Raw genomic sequence first — 16,008 nt, 5'->3', positions numbered from 1 at the left:
GAATTTTAAAAGCGCATCAAAACGACATAGGAACAATATAGAAAAAGCATTCCGCTATTTTGCAGAATGCTTTTCTGGAATTGCAAAAGACGCCTTACTTGTAAAGCGGATGAGCCTTGCAGAGATCGACGATTTCCTCTCGGATGGCCTTCAGAGCTTCATCGTTGTCCTTGTTCTGAATCGTGCGATCCATGATGTCGGCCACTTTGCGGGAATCGTTTTCGTCAAAGCCGCGAGTCGTAATGGCTGCGGTTCCCACGCGAAGTCCCGAGGGATCCATCGGCTTGCGCGGATCGAACGGAATCGTGGAACGGCTTGTGGAAATACCGACTTTTTCCAAAGCGACTTCGGCTTCTTTACCGGAAACGTTCTTGGAAGTCATATCGATGACGACCAGATGGTTGTCCGTTCCGTCCGAAATAATTTTGTAGCCGAGTTTCATCAATTCATCGGCCATCGCCTGCATGTTCTTGATGATGTTCTTCGCATAGGTCTGGAATTCCGGCTTGAGCGCTTCGCCAAAGGCGACCGCCTTGCCCGCCGTGATGTGATCGTGCGGTCCGCCCTGCATTCCCGGGAAAACGCCCTTGTCGATTTCTTTCGCCAAAGAAACTTCCTTGAGCTCGCCCTTGACCATTTTCTGAATCATCTTGTCCTTGCACATGATGATGGCGGAGCGCGGACCGCGGAGGGTCTTGTGCGTCGTCGTCGTCACGATGTCGAAATACGGCACCGGAGATTCAATCGCCTTGCCCGCGATCAGGCCGGCGATATGCGAAATGTCCGCCATGGTGAGCGCACCGACTTCGTCGGCGATTTCCTTGAATCGCTTCCAGTCCAGATTGCGGCTGTAAGCGGAGAAACCCGCAAGAATCATCTTCGGCTTTTCGCGCAGAGCGATTTCGCGGACTTTGTCCATGTCGATGCGTCCGGTTTCCTTGTCCACTTCGTATTGGACAAAATTATAAAGCATTCCGGAGAAATTCACAGGATGACCGTGGGAAAGATGTCCGCCGTGGTCCAGCTTGAGACCGAGAACCTTGTCTCCCGGTTTCAGAACCGCAAAATAGACCGCCGCATTGGCCGGAGAGCCGGAAAGCGGCTGGACGTTCACATGGTCGCAACCGAACAGCTGCTTGCAGCGTTCAATCGCAATCGCTTCGATTTTGTCGATGACCTGATTGCCGCCGTAATAGCGTTTGCCGATGTAGCCTTCGCTGTATTTGTTGGTGAGGACGGAACCCATAGCTTCCATCACCGCCTTGGACGTGTAGTTTTCGGAGGCGATCAGTTCGATTCCGTATTCCTGACGATCGGCTTCTTCTTGGATGAGGTCGTAGATTGCCGGATCTTCTTGCTTCAAAGTCATCATGATTGTGAACTCCTTGAAAAGGTGGCCTAAATATAGAAAAGAATTGGGAAATTCACGGAAGACTCGACTGGACCTAGCAAGATTCGCCTTTTGCCGAAAAGGGCATCGAGGGAAAAGTGAGTGAACTGTGGGGAGTTTAAAGTTAGGAGTGTTTAGAACGGAGAGAAAGGGAGATGCGGCATCCATATTGCTTTGTCGCTCACGTTCCTCGGGGTGACGATTCCTATCCACTAATAACGACTACTGCTAACTACCAATTTAGCCTGTGTGTACGTGAAAATTGTCCAACGCAGAAAATTCTGGCTCGTGTGTACGTGAAAACGGCTACAAAATGTGTAGGCTGCAGTCGTCACCCCGAACCCCGAAGGGGTTATACGACACTTGTCAATTTATTGACTTAGTGGAGTTATCCTCTATGTGGATATACGACACTTGGTAACTTTGTTACCTTAGTGGAGTTATACTCGAAGTGTAGAAGCAATCCTTTTCACGCAGACAAGATTGCTTCGGCTTTGCACAATTCGCCTAAAGGAAGCAGAGCTTCCAAGGCTCATGGGGCCTTGCTCGCAATGACGAGATGCCAGCAAGGATTGCTTCGCCTTGCTCGCAATGACGTGCCGCTGACATGATTGCCACGGCGGCGCATCCCTGAAACTAGGAATCTTCGATTCCATAGTTGAAGTATCCCTGCAAGGGACAATTCGTCTAAGGGAACAAGTTCCCAAGGCTCATGGGGCTTTGCTCGCAATGACGAGATGCCAGTATGGGGTTGCCGCTCCTCAAAACGGTTCGCAATAACAAAGCGCATGGTTGGAGCCCTTCGACTAGTTCGGCAGGCTCACTAACCGGCGGTTCCTGAGTTTATCGAAGGGCAGGGGTCGGTTGTTGAAGGAGGAAAGTCAACGCAAACTGGTTTTGACTCGTTTTCACATGAAAATTGTCTGCGGAAAATTTCAGCGAGTTTTCACGTAAAAATTAGCGGAGAAAAGTTTTAGCAAAATTTCACGTGGAAATCGCCCACTGTAGCAAAGAGGCCGCCGAGCACCAGAACCTCGAAAAGGTGAAACAATCCTTAAATTGCTTTGTCACTCACGTTCCTCGGGGTGACGATTCCTATCCACTAATAACTGACATTCGATAAGGCGACTTTCGAGTAAAAGCACTCATCCCAAAGCTTTGATTTTCGCTTCATTTTCCCTTAATGCGTAAAGTAAACGTTTTTCGCTTTGTCCGGCTGGCGGATTTTTCCGAGTGCGTCAAAACGGAATCGGGGAGAAAAACTGCCGAATTGTCTCGCGGCATTTTTGCGGAGTCTCGCAGTGTCATCCTCTTCCATGCGGGCGGTCGAGCAACCGTCGCGATAAACCCCGACGATGTCGAAAGCAATCATATCGATATTTGGGCCGCCTTCCGCAGTCAGCGATTCCATTTTCAAGTCAAAGGGCAAGGCATCCATCCAAACGTTTTCCACGACAACGCTGTCCCAGGAATCAAAGCTCGCCGTGGGCGGAAAATCCACCTCATACGTTCCCGCATCGACGGTGATTTTCATTGGGCGGGCATTGGTGCTGCCGTTCGCATAGCGAATCATCAGCTTGGCGTTGGATGCCGACTGTTCCGAGACGAGTTTGAAAACGGCTGAACTGCCTTCCCGATTTTCAATATTGAAAAATCCGAGTCCGCTAAAGCCAACGTGATTGGTGTCCGTCGTTCCATTTCCCTCTTCAGGGAAAACCATATCGATGGGAGATTTCCACATTACGTTTCCGCGCAAATCCGAACAAGCCTTGGACGCAGAAGAGCTGGGAGAAAGCGAGGAACTGCTTGAAATTTCCACGCTGCTAGAACTGTAAAATGTGGAATCTTCGACCGTATGGCTTTGAGGAAGGCAATCCGTTCCGCCTTCAAAAATCGCCGTGTAAGTCGCATTCCGGTAGAGGGTTTTCTGTCCGTAAAAATTAGAATCGTCCGTGAGGACATTACAGCCGTCGTCCACCCAATGCAAAAACTTTTTCCCGAAACTGCCGGGACTCACATGCAGCACAAGCGGCACTCCGCCGGGAAGCTCCTGGCTGTGCGTAATAAGGCCAGAATTGCCAGAAACATTCGCGTTCACAGTCATGCGGTAGCGCGGTTTCACTGCTGAAACGAGCTTGACAATAGCAGCCTTGGAAGCGGCATTGAGATATTCCGCACCGACAGATTTCTCCAATTCTTCGACAATCCATTCGGCATGACCGAGCGAACCCGCCGCCTGAAAATGCGTCGTCCCGTCATTAGTGACGCCAGTCGGATAATTCGGGTATTCGCCCGCCAAGAAGTACTTAAAGAGATAGCGAGAAACATAAGCGGCCGAGAGCTCCGTTCCGTAGGCGACGTAAGAGCGGTAATTTAAATCGACAAAGGGAATGCCGTTTTTCTTTGCCATGCTTTCCATCAAATCCCGAACATCGTATTCCGATCGCGTGGAATACTTCGACGAAAATACGTTGCGCGGATAGGTCTTCATCATCATCGGAGAAATCAATACCGGCGTCGCGCCCCAAGATTTAGCCTTTTCAAGATACTGGTTCAGCCAATACTCCAAAGAATCAAACGGAACTTCCCTTTCTTTACTCCCGAAATAGCGGTCGTTGTGCCCGAACTGAATAAACAGATAGTCGCCGTTTTTTACTTTCCCATCAAGCGCATTCAAGCGGCCTTCCTGAATAAAGGTTTTCGAACTTCTGCCGCCGATTGCCGCATTGTAAACCGCAATTTTAGACGCATCGAAAAAACTGCCGATGATTTGCCCCCAGCCCGTTTGCGGGTAGGCTTTTTCCGCATAGCTCTGTACCGTGGAATCCCCGACGACATAAATTGTTGCCGACTGGGTTTCGCTTATCGAAATCGCAACGAGAACGCAAAAGAAGAACGCGCCAAAAATCCACTTTTTCATTTTATTTCCCAAGTTCTAGCCAACTAGCATTTAAAGTTTCGTTTCCCAAGCGGACAACCAGCCGGTAAATTCCCGCAGGCAAATTTTCGGGAATGGGCAATTCCAAAGTTCCACGCACCATTTCCGAGGATCGCCTCCACACTTCCCTGCCGTGCAAATCGAAAAGCCGGACAGAAGCCCTTCCTGCGCGATTCAGCACGAGAGTTTTCCCGTGAAGAGAAATGCCCGCGTCCAAAGCTGCTATTTTGCGCGAAATTTTCAAAGTCGAATCTTTCACGGAATCGCTTGGCGTTGTTTTCCGTAAGACGCCGTCAATACTGAAGCCGAAGGCATCGATATTCGGGCCGCCATCCGACGTGAGCGAAATAAATCGGAGCATTTCCTCGCCATAAGCCAAATCCACATTCACCCAAGCGGTGTCCCAATTTTCCCAGCTTCCCGTCGATGGGAAATCCACATGGTAATCATGCTCCAGATAAACGTTCAATCGCCGGGAAGAAGTTCCGCCGTTGGCATAAATGATTCCCATGGTGACATAACCCGCCGAAGGAAATTCCATCCGATAATCGGCAAATGTATTGACCGCATTGTCAAAATTCCAGTAGCCATTTCCGGTAAATCCCGCATTGGTATTTTCGCTCCAGCCAACATCAAAGGAATCTGGCTCAACCGAGGCATCAAACCATCTGGCAATTTTCTTGTCAAAAGCGGAAACGCTGTCCCCCGAATTTCCCGCCGATGGAATGATGTCTTCCAAAATTTTGGGAGTTCCTTTGGGAAAATCCGTCAAGGCGGCTTCGCTGCCCGTGTAAGGGACGAACGAACCGCCTCCGTAAATCGCTGTCACGCCGGTGGATTTTGCTCCCATTTTTATGGTGCAAATATATTCCGATTGCACGGAGCTTATAGAGTTGGAAAGTTTATTGCCTTCGCTGTCGAACCAGCCTAAAAAAGTTTTTCCCGGTTGCGGAATGGTTTTGAGGGTGACCGTCATACCCGCCGGATAATAGCTCGAAATCGTCGTCGCCGAATCGGAACCTTCCGGGCTCACGTTCACTTTCAGCGCATACATCGGGGCAAGCGATTCCGAAAGTTTGCGAACATCGGCATTCGGATGTACGCGCATCTGCTCGGTGATGATTCTCCCAAAAACTTCGGCACCGTTCTGCTGCAAATGCAAATTGTCGGAGTTTCCATTCTGGTAAGTGGAATACTCCCCCGCGTTCAAATAAAGATTGACAAAGCGCAATGCATAGAACTGCCCCACGGAAAGCAGATAATTGCGGGAAAGCGTATCCATATCTATCAACGGAACATTCAACGAGGCGGCGATTTCTCTTGCGATAATCGGATAGGCGTGATAGGATTCATAAATGGAGTCCGGCACCGTCAACGCCGAAGAGGAATAGCGAAAATCGCTTCGACGCACCGGATTCACAATAATCGGAATGGCTCCCTTTTCCAACGCTTCCTTTGCCATCTGCGTGGTCGCTTCCCGAAACTCGCTCTCGTTACTGTAACTGCGATCGTTGATGCCGAATTGCAAAATGACAAAATCCCCTGCGCGCAAATTATTCAAAATTTCCGACCAGTATTTTTCGTAAAATCCTTTAGCATATAAACCGCCGACTCCTTTATTGACGACAGTTACCGCATCCGCATTCCAAAAGAACGAAAACTCCTGACCGATTCCGCGCTTGGGGTAATAGCCATCCTTCCAATCCTGCATGGTCGAATCGCCGCAAAGGTAAATGGTCACTTTGGCGTAAAGGGAAGTCGCCGTCAAACACACGGTCAAAAGAGCCGCAAAAAATTTTTTCAAAGCATTCATGGAAACTTCCTATTTTTCTCGAATCCAGAATTTCGAAATGGAGAGCGTACGCGTTCCGTTTGAAACTTTCACGCAATACATTCCCGCTGAAAGACTTTCGGTTCGTAAGGAAACAGCATTACTTCCCGCACGCACATCCAAAATTTGCGTCCGAACAAGATTTCCCCGAATGTCGTAAATCGAAATTTTCACCGTTCCCGAATAATTTGTCCGTAATATGCCCGAGCGCACCTTGAAAGATTCCGCATAGACATTTTTCAATGCTGTCGTTTCGCCGCTAGACGCCTTACTGACGCTCGCCACATCGAAAGCGAAAATACAGATATTCGGGCCACCGTCATCCGTTGCGGAAACAAGTTTCAAATCAAATTCGCCTTGGGGAATTTCGACAGCCACAAAAGCGGTGTCCCAAATGTCCCACGAGTTCGCCGGGAAATTCACCGAATACATTTTTTTGCCCAAAACAATTTGCATTGGGCGGTTAGCCGTGCCGCCATTCGCATAGACAATCGCCAAAATCGCCGTCGTCGCTTTGGAGGATTCCAAAGAATATGTCGCAAAAGAGCCGAGCGCATTTTCAAAATTGTAATAGCCTTTTCCTAAGAAGCCCGCATGGTCCGTTTCCACAAAGCCACCGCTTGCCGAATCCGGTTCCGACGCTTCAAAAACCGAAACGAATTTTACCGAATCTTTTTCGATAGCGGAAATCGTGAAAATATCGGGCTGCTTCAAATTCGCGCCCACGTTGTCCGGCAGATAATAACTCAAATGCGGAGGCTGGTTGTAGGCGACATTCTGCCAGGCGACACTCTCGCGGTACTGCCTGTCATGCATCAGAGTGTAAACCCGGTGCGGCGTTTCGGCAAGGGTCGCAATGATATTGACAGAAGCATTATCCGTCGTGCGAACGATGATTTCTTCCCGCCAGTCGCCAAAAATATCCGCCGAAAGACAGGGATTCGCCTTGGTGTAATTGTTCAATGTGGAACCGTTGATGTCATAGATATTCAAAATTCTCTCCACGCCCTTTGTCGAAGAATTCCATTTTTCGATTTTGCCGCCAGAGCCGCCGCTTCCCGTAGCGTCGAGAAGCTCATCTTGCAAGTCGCCGTCCCAGTAAAGACGAAAGTTGATGGAGGGCTTGTTCGTGCCGACAACTTCCCCTTTGACGTTATAAACATTGCCGCTTGCCGTGCTCCACATTTCAAAACCCCGACTCGTGGAATCGATATCCGCCGCCAGTCCCCTGCCGTTGTCCGTTCCCGTCTTTTCTCCAAAAATCACGGTTCCATCATTTGCGCGAAATTCAAATCCGTAATCGGAAGTCAGCTCCTCGTGAACATCCCAAAGTTCCAATCCCGGCCTGTCCGGATCCATATCGGACAAGTGTATCGCATCGCCATGCCCGAATCCCGTGCGATACAAAAGAGTGCCGTCATGCTTCAATGCTGCGGAACCGTAAACGATTTCATCCAAGCCATCGCCGTCCAAGTCGCCGATGCTCAAATTGTGATTGCCTTCGCCATAAAGCCCCTGTTCGGGTACATCGCTTTTGTGATAAAAACGCTGCGTAAGATTTTTCCCGTCGAAATCCCAGGCGACAATGTATGCTGCCGTATAGTAGCCACGACACATGATGAGACTCGGATGGATGCCGTCCAAATAGGCGATTCCCGCCAGATAGCGTTCCGAGCGGTTGCCGTAGTCGTCGCCCCATTGTCCGACGCTTTTCGATTGCTCCAGAATGGAACGCGCGGGCAAGTAGTCCACCGTCGTAATTTCTTCGCCACTCTCGCCTTTGAAAACCGTCAAGTATTCGTTTCCGGTAAGAATCGTCCCCGCCGAAGAGCGATTGTCCGCCGACGCGTCGCCGATAACTTTTCCTTTGCCGTCAATGGTTCCATCCGCAGTCTTCATCGCCACTTCCGCATAGCCGTCGCCGTCCAAATCGTAAACCATGAATTGCGTGTAATGCGCTCCCGCCCGGATATTTTTGCCGAGGTCGATTCGCCAAAGTTTTTTGCCGTTTAATTTATACGCATCGATATAGACGTTTCCCGTATAGCCGTTTTTGGAATTGTCCTGAGAATTGTTCGGATCCCATTTGAGAACCAGTTCATATTCGCCGTCGCCATCCAAATCCCCCACGCTCATGTCGTTTGGAGAATAGGTGCATTCCGAGCCGTCGGGCATGGTGAGTGTCGCGGGGACATCTAGAGGAATGTTCGTGTAGGCCGCTTGTCCGTATGTATTTTTGTAATAATTCCCGAGGACGATTGCGGGCGAAGAAACGATGCCGGCTTCATCCTGAAGGGCGTATTTACTTGTTGGGTTCCCCGCCTTGTCCGCATAGCAAGTAGATGAGGAGCCGTTGATTTTCGCAATCTCTGCGCCATCCCGAAAAAGCGTGAACGTCGCCTGCGGAGAATCTGTTCCCAAAAGTCGCCAGCACACGAACATTCCTTCGCCCGCTTTCGCCACGGAAAGTCCCCTGCCCAATTTTTCCATTTGCGGCGAAGCCTGCGCTGTAGAAACGAAAACGCCCGCTCCCAACAACGTACAAATCGCCAAAGAATGAAATTTACACCCAAACACGCTCATGGAAACTCCTTTTTCTAATAAAATACCCTCCCGTTGGAGAATTCTATTTTCAGCGGTTTAAAACCGCAGTCCACGGACAACGTTTGTAAATTTCCCTTAATCGATAAATTCGGGAACCGGCCAGCGCTTTTGGGGATTCTGGTTTTGATAAGTCGTTAAAATCCAGGCGGAGGATCGCGCATTGCGGCTAACGTGAAATTCGTCGATGACTCCTTTGAAATAATGCGTCACCAAATCCGTCGGATCATCCGCCGGGTAAATCAATTTGCCGATGACAAAAAGGCTGTCCGTCGTACGCACGGTCGTACTTGTTCCTATCCGCGGCGAAGAGGCGGCGACTTCCCCGTTTACATACAGGGCCGCTCCGCTCGAATCTTGGACCACCGCCAGATGCGTCCATTCTTCGGAAGCCTTCGAGGAGTCCATATACCAGTATCTTGCGGAATTGCTGGAGGAATCCAGAATCTCGTCGGTGAAGATTTCGTACAGCCAGCTGGACTCGTTTGTTCCCGCCAAATACATCAAGTGATATTGAGAAGCTCCCTTTCCAAAAACAACGCGCGAACGGTCCAGCCCTTCCATTTTAACCCAGACGGAAAAAGTGACCGAAGTCTGGAGAGTCAAATCCAAAGCGCCGGTCGCCGAATTCGGAATGGTCACGGCCCCTTGACTGCCGTCGTAATAAAGCGCTCCGCCGGCAACCGCCTCGTCGGCAACGGACAGATCTTCGGGAATGCCGTCAAAACCGTTTCCCGTAGCGTCTCTTGCCGTCGAATCCCCTTCATCAAAATGCCAAGCGGCGATAAAACCGTCCGAAAAGACATTTCCCTGCGATTGAAGCGATGCTTCTGTATTTTCTTCAAACGACAGGAAGAGCGTATCTTTTGCGTTCGTCCGCAATTTGGCAATCCGAGTCCAAAAGGCGAAAATTCCTTTTTCCGAATCGGCATAAGATAGCGAAAGCGGAAGGGTATCGCCGCAAAGCACGGCATTCCACGCGCCTTGAAGTCGCTCCAGTCCGCGGAAATCGTAGTCCGAAGAATCCAGGCGAATTTCCAACGGGAAATTGCGCAAGTCTTCGTCCAGGGCGATTCCCGAAGAGGTCATGTCGAGCGGAATGCGGAAACGCAACGAAACGGAATGGGATTGCACGCTTGTGACAGAGTCAGCGACAACCAGAACAGGTTCGTTTACCTCCAGAGAATCCCCAGAATCCGAACGGAAAATCAGCGGGCAAAGGGAGTCCGCAGGCAGAGAATCCACAAAGATATTGCCCAGTTCCACCGTCACCGGGCGAAGAATCGTCGTTCCCGGCACATAGACCACTCCGGTCGTGCCGTCTGCAAAATTTTCTGCACCCAAGCGGACGCTTCCCGTATTTTCCAAGTAGCCTTTGATATTTTCCCTTTCCGAATCTTTCGATATGCCCATCTGCACCAGCTGCATTCCCGAAAGGGAATCCTCGGCTTCCAGCGTAAAAATTTCGGAAGGGAGGGTTGAAAATTCAAAACGGCCCAAGGAATCCGTCCAAGTCGTCCAAAGGGAATCGACAGAATCGCTCCATACGGAAAAATCATCGGGAACGACCCGGACGCGAATGCGCGCGGCAAACGAGCCGTCGGCAAAATACAGAACGCCCGCAATTTCCGGATTTCCAGATTCTGCGCTATTTCCCAGCGATGTCCGGTCATCCGAACAGCTCAAAGTGAAAAAAGCGGCCAGTATCGCCAGCAGAATCCAGAGCAGATTATCATATTTTTGACGTATCATCCCATTCACCTAAAAGAAATATACATCCAAAGAAGGGATGCGCCGCTAAAAATAATCGTCTCTGTTGTCCATAGACAATGGCGGGAGTTTTCAAGCGGGAATCAGGCTTCGATTCTGCCAAAAATTTACTTTTCGGCCCAGTGCGCAAGAACCATCACGTCGGAGGGACGAATGCCGGGAATACGGGATGCGCTACCGACGGTAAGCGGTCTGGCGTTGGCGAGTCGTTGGCGGCTTTCGATGGAAAGGGCGGAAATCCGGCTATAGTCCATGTCCGGCTGCAATTTGATCCGGTCCATTTTCTTTTCATGCTCGATTTCCTTTTCCTGGCGGGCAAAAAATCCCGCATAGGCTTCTTCGGCAAAAAGATTCCACAAATCGCGGCGAATGAGCTTATTGTCCGGAACGAATTTTTGAAAAAACGCTTCGGGGTCGATTTTGGGCCGACGCAGAATCGTGTTCAGCCGCACGGATTCCCGAACGGGCGCTTCGCCGAACGATTCCAGAAACGGATTGATTTCCGCAGCCGAGACATTCGTTTCCGCCAAGGATTTTTTCACCCGTTCCATTTCCTGTTTCCGAAGGGTCCAGGCTCCATAGTCGGCGTCGGTTATCATGCCCAGACTACGCGCTTTTTCCTTTAGGCGAGAGTCGGCGTTGTCCGAGCGCAAAAAAAGTCGGTATTCCGCACGGCTGGTGAACATCCGGTAAGGTTCGTCCAAAAGGAAATGCGAAAGGTCGTCCGCCATCACGCCGATGTAGCTTTCCGAACGCCCCAAAATAAAGGGTTCCGCATTTTGGCATTTAAGTGCCGCATTGATTCCTGCGACAATTCCTTGCCCCGCCGCTTCTTCATAGCCGCTCGTGCCACAGACCTGCCCCGCAAAATACAAACCCGAAAGCCGCTTGCACTCAAAAGTCGGATAAAGCTGCGTGGCATCGATGCTGTCGTATTCCACCGCATAGCCGATCTGCATGACCCGCACTTCCGAAAGTCCCGGAATGGTGTGCAAGGCTTTCAACTGCACGTCCGCCGGCAGGCTCGAACTGAATCCATTCAAATAAATGCGGGAAACGTCCTTGGTTTCAGGTTCCATAAAAAGCTGGTGCCCGTCCTTGTCGCCAAATCGATTGATTTTGTCTTCGATGCTCGGGCAATAGCGCGGCCCCTTCCCTTGAATGCGACCGGAAAACATCGGGCTGTCCTTGAAGCCCGAACGCAGAATCTCGTGCGTTTTCAAGTTCGTCCGCGTAATCCAGCAGACGTTGCCATTGTCAATCGCTTCCGCATGCCGGTCGCTCATCGGCCAGGGATTTGCGTCCCCCGGCTGGACTTCGCATTCTTCAAAATGAATAGTCGAAGGATCTAGACGGCTGGGCGTTCCCGTTTTCAATCGCCGAAGCTGCAACCCGTTTGCCTGAATGGACTTTGAAAGCGCGTCCGCGCTGGGTTCCCCCACGCGCCCGCCGATACTCGTTTCGAGACCGGTAAACATTTTGGACGCCAGAAAAGTGCCGCTGGTGATTATCAGCGTTCGGGTTTCGTAGCGCGCTCCATTTAAAAGGGTCAGTTCAAAATTTCCATCGGCATTTTTTTCAAAGGCTGCGAGTTCCCCGGGAATCAGATGGAGTCCGACGCAACTTTCCAAAGCTTCCCGTGCGCATTCGCTGTATTTTTTCAAATCGCATTGCGCTCGCGGTCCCCATACGGCGGGTCCCTTGCTCTGATTCAGCATCCGGAACTGGATGCCCGCCTTGTCCGTCAAAATTCCCATCAGCCCGCCTAATGCGTCGATGTCGCGGACAATTTGCCCTTTGCTTACACCGCCCACTGCTGGATTGCAGGACATTCTGCCGATGGCATTCAAATCCATCGTCACCATGGCCGTTTTCACGCCGATTTTCCACGCCGCGTGCGCCGCTTCGATTCCGGCGTGTCCGCCGCCAATCACAACTACATCAAACTGTTCAAGAATTGCACTCATCACGAGCCTTCTTTTTTTTGAAACGCCAATTTAGAAAATACCCTTGCCAATTTTTTTTGCAATGTCTATTTTTGCGTCATGCAAAACACAAGAAACACCAACTGCTGGTGGCGTCGGGCTTGACATAAGTCCGGTTTTTGTGTTTTTCACTGGTTTTAAGGACCTTCCGGACGTATTCGGAAGGTCTTTTTCTTTTTGTAAAGGAAGAATATGAACAGCAATCATGGCTTTTTCGACCGCTTCGGCGGCAAATACGTCGCCGAAGTTTTGAAGCGCCCTCTGGACGAATTGGAAGAAGCGTTTCGGCATTTTTCCCGCGACCCGAAATTTTCTGCGGAATTGCAAGAAATCCGGAGAGATTACATCGGCAGGGAAACCCCGCTGCTTTTTGCCCCTCGAGCGACAGAACACCTGGGCGGCGCGCAGATTTACATCAAACTCGAAGGCTTGGCGAATACGGGTGCCCACAAAATAAACAATGCGATAGGCCAGGTCCTTTTAGCCAAATACATGGGAAAAAAACGGATTATCGCCGAAACCGGAGCCGGGCAACACGGCGTTGCGACCGCCGCGGCGTGCGCTAAACTCGGCTTGGATTGCACCGTGTATATGGGCGAAGTCGATGTTCGTCGCCAGCAGCCCAATGTCGCCGCTATGGAACTTTATGGCGCCAAGGTACGTTCGGTGACAAGCGGTTCGCGCACCTTAAAAGACGCCGTCAATGAAGCGATGCGCGACTGGGCGAGCAATCCCGATTCCACGCATTACGTTCTGGGTTCTGCTTTAGGCCCTGCCCCCTTTCCCGATATTGTCCGGTCCTTTCAATCCATTATCGGGGAAGAAGTCAAAGCGCAATGCGAAGAACGGAATATCGATGTCGCAGCCATGATAGCCTGTGTCGGCGGCGGTTCCAACTCCATCGGTTTTTTCAGTCCTTTTCTCCAGCAAAAATCGCCCCGCCTCATCGGCGTCGAAGCGGGCGGAATCGGTCCGAAAATCGGTGAAAATGCCTGCCGCATGCTGGGAAATGCCAGCAGAGAATCCATTATTCAAGGATATAAAAGTCGTTTTCTTGTCGATGAAGACGGGAACTCCTTGCCGACGCGTTCCATCAGCGCAGGACTCGACTATATCGGAATCGGACCGCAACTGGCTGCTTTGGGAGAAAGCGGGCGCATTGAATTTGTCAGCGCGACGGATAAAGAAGCTCTGGAAGCCGTCCGTTTTTTTGCGCAAAACGAAGGCGTTCTTTTTGCCTTGGAAAGCGCGCACGCCGGTGCGGCAGCCATGAAAATCGCCAAGGAATTTCCGCAAGACAAAGCCATCGTCATCAATATGTCGGGGCGCGGGGACAAGGACGTTTTCATTACCAGCCCGGAATTCCGACCGGAGGAATGGAAACGTTTCCTGCAAAGCGAATTGCAGCGTCTCAACGAACAAAAGGATATTCACAACGCCAAATTACTAGGAGAAACAGCCAATGCCTAAAATCAAATTGATGAGTCATCTGGTCGCTGGTTACCCGACAGACGAAATCTCTTTTCAAGCGGCTTCGGCCATGGTCAAGGGCGGTGCCGATATTCTGGAAATTCAGTTGGCGTTTAGCGATCCTTCCGCAGACGGTCCGGCAATTCAGGAAGCCTGCACCGAAGTTCTAAGTCGCCATTACCGCGTCAGCGACGGCCTCGCCTTCATCGCCAAAATACACAAAGCTTTTCCGCAAACGACCATTTACCTGATGAGTTACGCCTCTTTGGTCTATACGCCGGGAGTCGAAAATTTTTGCAAGCGTGCGAGCGAAGCGGGGGTCCGCGGCATGATCATCCCCGACCTGCCATTCGACCACGACGAAGGACTGACCGCCGCTTGTAAAAAATACGGGATGGAGAACATTCCCGTGGCAAGTCCCAGCATGGACGAGGCGAGACTTTCCCAAATGGCGCATGCGGGTTTTCCGCACATCTACGCATCGCTCCGCGTCGGCATCACGGGAACGACGACGGTCATCGATGATGAAACCCTCCAGTTCATATCCAAGGTGCGGGAGGGAGGTTCCGCGGTGTACGGCGGCTTCGGAATTTCCACAGGCGAACAGTCGAAAGCCATCGCAAATTCCGTCGAAGCAGTCATCGCCGGATCCGTTTTCGTCAGGCTGATCAAAAAATACGCCCACGATGAAAAAGCGCTTTCCGAAGCGGTCGAGGCGAAAGCCCGCGAACTCTGCGGACTCTGAACCTTAAATGGCCTAAATCTGACCGAAATTTTTAGAACTCCTCGGAATTTTCCGGGGAGTTTTTGTATAAGAAAGGGGTTAGGGACAAGTGGGAATGCTTCGCTACGGCACGAACTTCAGCCGCTAAATACTTTAAGCCCGCAGAAATGCAGCTCTCGCCAAAGATAAAAACCGCTACCGTCTGAATTCTTAACAGAACCGCCGTTGCAATATTTCTCCATTTTCAAGTTGAAGAAAGCTTTCAAACAAATCGGGTGGAATTTTGCACATAAGCCTTTTTTTTTTGTACTAGAAAAACTCACGTGTTATTGACACAATTACAATATTTTTTACCATTAAAAAAATACAGGAGATTTAATGAACACATTTATATGAGTTCTAGATGAAATTTTATTTGAGTTTCTTTTTCGCTTTCGCAGTGATCGCCTGCAGTACACATTCGGAAGACCCCTGCAAAGGACCGATGATTCCCTTGGAGCTTTTGGTCAGCGAAGCATGCGAAGAAGAACTTTCCGAAAATTTCGGATGGCAGCCGGCGGGATTCAGTCCCGTCATCGACAATGAGCGCGGTGGAAGCCTACGGAAAGTCACACATTCCAAAGACTGGCTCATTATAAGGGATAACTGGATGTCTCCCGTTAAAGGCAAGCCCAATTATCGCACGTTCTCGCCAAGGGTTTTCATCTCGAAAATCGGCTCTTCGGTCTGGAACACGATTGCGCCGCCGACAGATGCCTATGTAAAAAATGTTTTCGCAGATTCCAGCGGACTTTACGTGGGAACCTACCGTTCCGGGGAAATCTGGAAGTATTCCCCAGAAGAAAAAAATTGGAAAAGGTTGCTAAAAAAAGAAGTGGGGGCTGGCGGATGGTTCGACGTTATGGGCATCGGAAGGACTTCTAACCGCCTAGTCGTCAATCTGGCCGGCTACAAGGACAGCATTGAAGAAGCGGCAAAGCGCATCACGACCGTTATCGCCATCCAAAAGGATTCCAATTGGAATCAATACGAAGAGGAAGACGGCCTGCAATTTTTGAGTGCTGTAGAAATTTCCGGGACATTCTTTGTTTCCGCATACGATTTAGGCGTCTGCAAGTTGGATTTGAACTCAAGAAACTATCAACAGCTTGCCAAATTCCCACCACCATACCGACAGACAGACTCCACGCGATATGCCTATAAAATATTTAGTCGTCCCTTAAAATCCCGCCCAGCCCGCATAACTATTGGGAAAAACTGATTTCTACCCTGTGAAAATATTGCAAGGTTTTCTAAAAT

At 50.3% G+C, this 16,008-nt stretch carries 10 protein-coding genes; 3 read left to right on the top strand and 7 right to left on the bottom strand.

Going from position 1 to position 16,008, the window contains the following annotated elements:
- Positions 1 to 94: 94 nt before the first annotated feature.
- The 7 genes from B5D40_RS07455 to B5D40_RS07425 form a co-directional block, all read right to left on the bottom strand.
- Entirely contained in the window at positions 95 to 1,372 is a 1,278-nt protein-coding gene (locus tag B5D40_RS07455) for a serine hydroxymethyltransferase (protein ID WP_078776412.1), read from the bottom strand.
- 1,198 nt (positions 1,373 to 2,570) lie between these two features.
- Positions 2,571 to 4,310, bottom strand: coding sequence for an SGNH/GDSL hydrolase family protein (locus B5D40_RS07450; RefSeq protein WP_078776411.1), 1,740 nt, complete (start codon positions 4,308 to 4,310; stop codon positions 2,571 to 2,573).
- Position 4,311: 1 nt separating this feature from the next.
- A complete protein-coding gene (locus B5D40_RS07445; protein ID WP_078776410.1) occupies positions 4,312 to 6,141 on the bottom strand; it encodes an InlB B-repeat-containing protein in 1,830 nt (609 codons plus the stop codon).
- Positions 6,142 to 6,150: 9 nt separating this feature from the next.
- A complete protein-coding gene (locus B5D40_RS07440) occupies positions 6,151 to 8,742 on the bottom strand; it encodes a rhamnogalacturonan lyase family protein (RefSeq protein WP_078776409.1) in 2,592 nt (863 codons plus the stop codon).
- A 96-nt stretch (positions 8,743 to 8,838) separates the two neighbouring features.
- On the bottom strand, positions 8,839 to 10,512 hold the full coding sequence (locus tag B5D40_RS07435; RefSeq protein WP_078776408.1) for a LamG domain-containing protein: 1,674 nt from the start codon (positions 10,510 to 10,512) through the stop codon (positions 8,839 to 8,841).
- A 125-nt stretch (positions 10,513 to 10,637) separates the two neighbouring features.
- Positions 10,638 to 12,497, bottom strand: a complete 1,860-nt coding sequence (mnmG, locus tag B5D40_RS07430; RefSeq protein WP_078776407.1) for a tRNA uridine-5-carboxymethylaminomethyl(34) synthesis enzyme MnmG — start codon at positions 12,495 to 12,497, stop codon at positions 10,638 to 10,640.
- 30 nt (positions 12,498 to 12,527) lie between these two features.
- Positions 12,528 to 12,722, bottom strand: coding sequence for a hypothetical protein (locus B5D40_RS07425; RefSeq protein ID WP_078776406.1), 195 nt, complete (start codon positions 12,720 to 12,722; stop codon positions 12,528 to 12,530).
- Between B5D40_RS07425 and trpB the strand changes: the two genes are divergently transcribed.
- From trpB to B5D40_RS07410, 3 genes are all read left to right on the top strand, one after another.
- Positions 12,708 to 13,985: a tryptophan synthase subunit beta gene (gene trpB, locus B5D40_RS07420; RefSeq protein WP_078776405.1), complete on the top strand. Its 1,278-nt coding sequence runs from the start codon at positions 12,708 to 12,710 to the stop codon at positions 13,983 to 13,985. The two genes, B5D40_RS07425 and trpB, sit on opposite strands and share 15 nt — an antisense overlap.
- The gene (trpA, locus tag B5D40_RS07415) at positions 13,978 to 14,730 is read left to right on the top strand and encodes a tryptophan synthase subunit alpha (protein WP_233134205.1); all 753 of its coding nucleotides are present in this window, start codon (positions 13,978 to 13,980) and stop codon (positions 14,728 to 14,730) included. Before trpB ends, trpA begins: the two co-directional genes overlap by 8 nt.
- A gap of 382 nt (positions 14,731 to 15,112) precedes the next feature.
- Complete coding sequence (locus B5D40_RS07410; protein ID WP_078776404.1) at positions 15,113 to 15,970, top strand: hypothetical protein; 858 nt, start codon at positions 15,113 to 15,115, stop codon at positions 15,968 to 15,970.
- Positions 15,971 to 16,008: the final 38 nt, after the last annotated feature.

The sequence above is a fragment of the Fibrobacter intestinalis genome (genome assembly GCF_900167415.1).
Lineage (GTDB): Bacteria > Fibrobacterota > Fibrobacteria > Fibrobacterales > Fibrobacteraceae > Hallerella > Hallerella intestinalis.
This window is presented reverse-complemented; position numbering and strand designations above follow the sequence as displayed.

Coding starts and splice junctions, on each gene's coding strand:
- B5D40_RS07455 (WP_078776412.1), bottom strand. CDS start 1,372: ATGATGACTTTGAAGCAAGAAGATCCGGCAATCTACGACCTCATCCAA.
- B5D40_RS07450 (WP_078776411.1), bottom strand. CDS start 4,310: ATGAAAAAGTGGATTTTTGGCGCGTTCTTCTTTTGCGTTCTCGTTGCG.
- B5D40_RS07445 (WP_078776410.1), bottom strand. CDS start 6,141: ATGAATGCTTTGAAAAAATTTTTTGCGGCTCTTTTGACCGTGTGTTTG.
- B5D40_RS07440 (WP_078776409.1), bottom strand. CDS start 8,742: ATGAGCGTGTTTGGGTGTAAATTTCATTCTTTGGCGATTTGTACGTTG.
- B5D40_RS07435 (WP_078776408.1), bottom strand. CDS start 10,512: ATGATACGTCAAAAATATGATAATCTGCTCTGGATTCTGCTGGCGATA.
- mnmG (WP_078776407.1), bottom strand. CDS start 12,497: ATGAGTGCAATTCTTGAACAGTTTGATGTAGTTGTGATTGGCGGCGGA.
- trpB (WP_078776405.1), top strand. CDS start 12,708: ATGAACAGCAATCATGGCTTTTTCGACCGCTTCGGCGGCAAATACGTC.
- B5D40_RS07425 (WP_078776406.1), bottom strand. CDS start 12,722: ATGATTGCTGTTCATATTCTTCCTTTACAAAAAGAAAAAGACCTTCCG.
- trpA (WP_233134205.1), top strand. CDS start 13,978: ATGCCTAAAATCAAATTGATGAGTCATCTGGTCGCTGGTTACCCGACA.
- B5D40_RS07410 (WP_078776404.1), top strand. CDS start 15,113: ATGAAATTTTATTTGAGTTTCTTTTTCGCTTTCGCAGTGATCGCCTGC.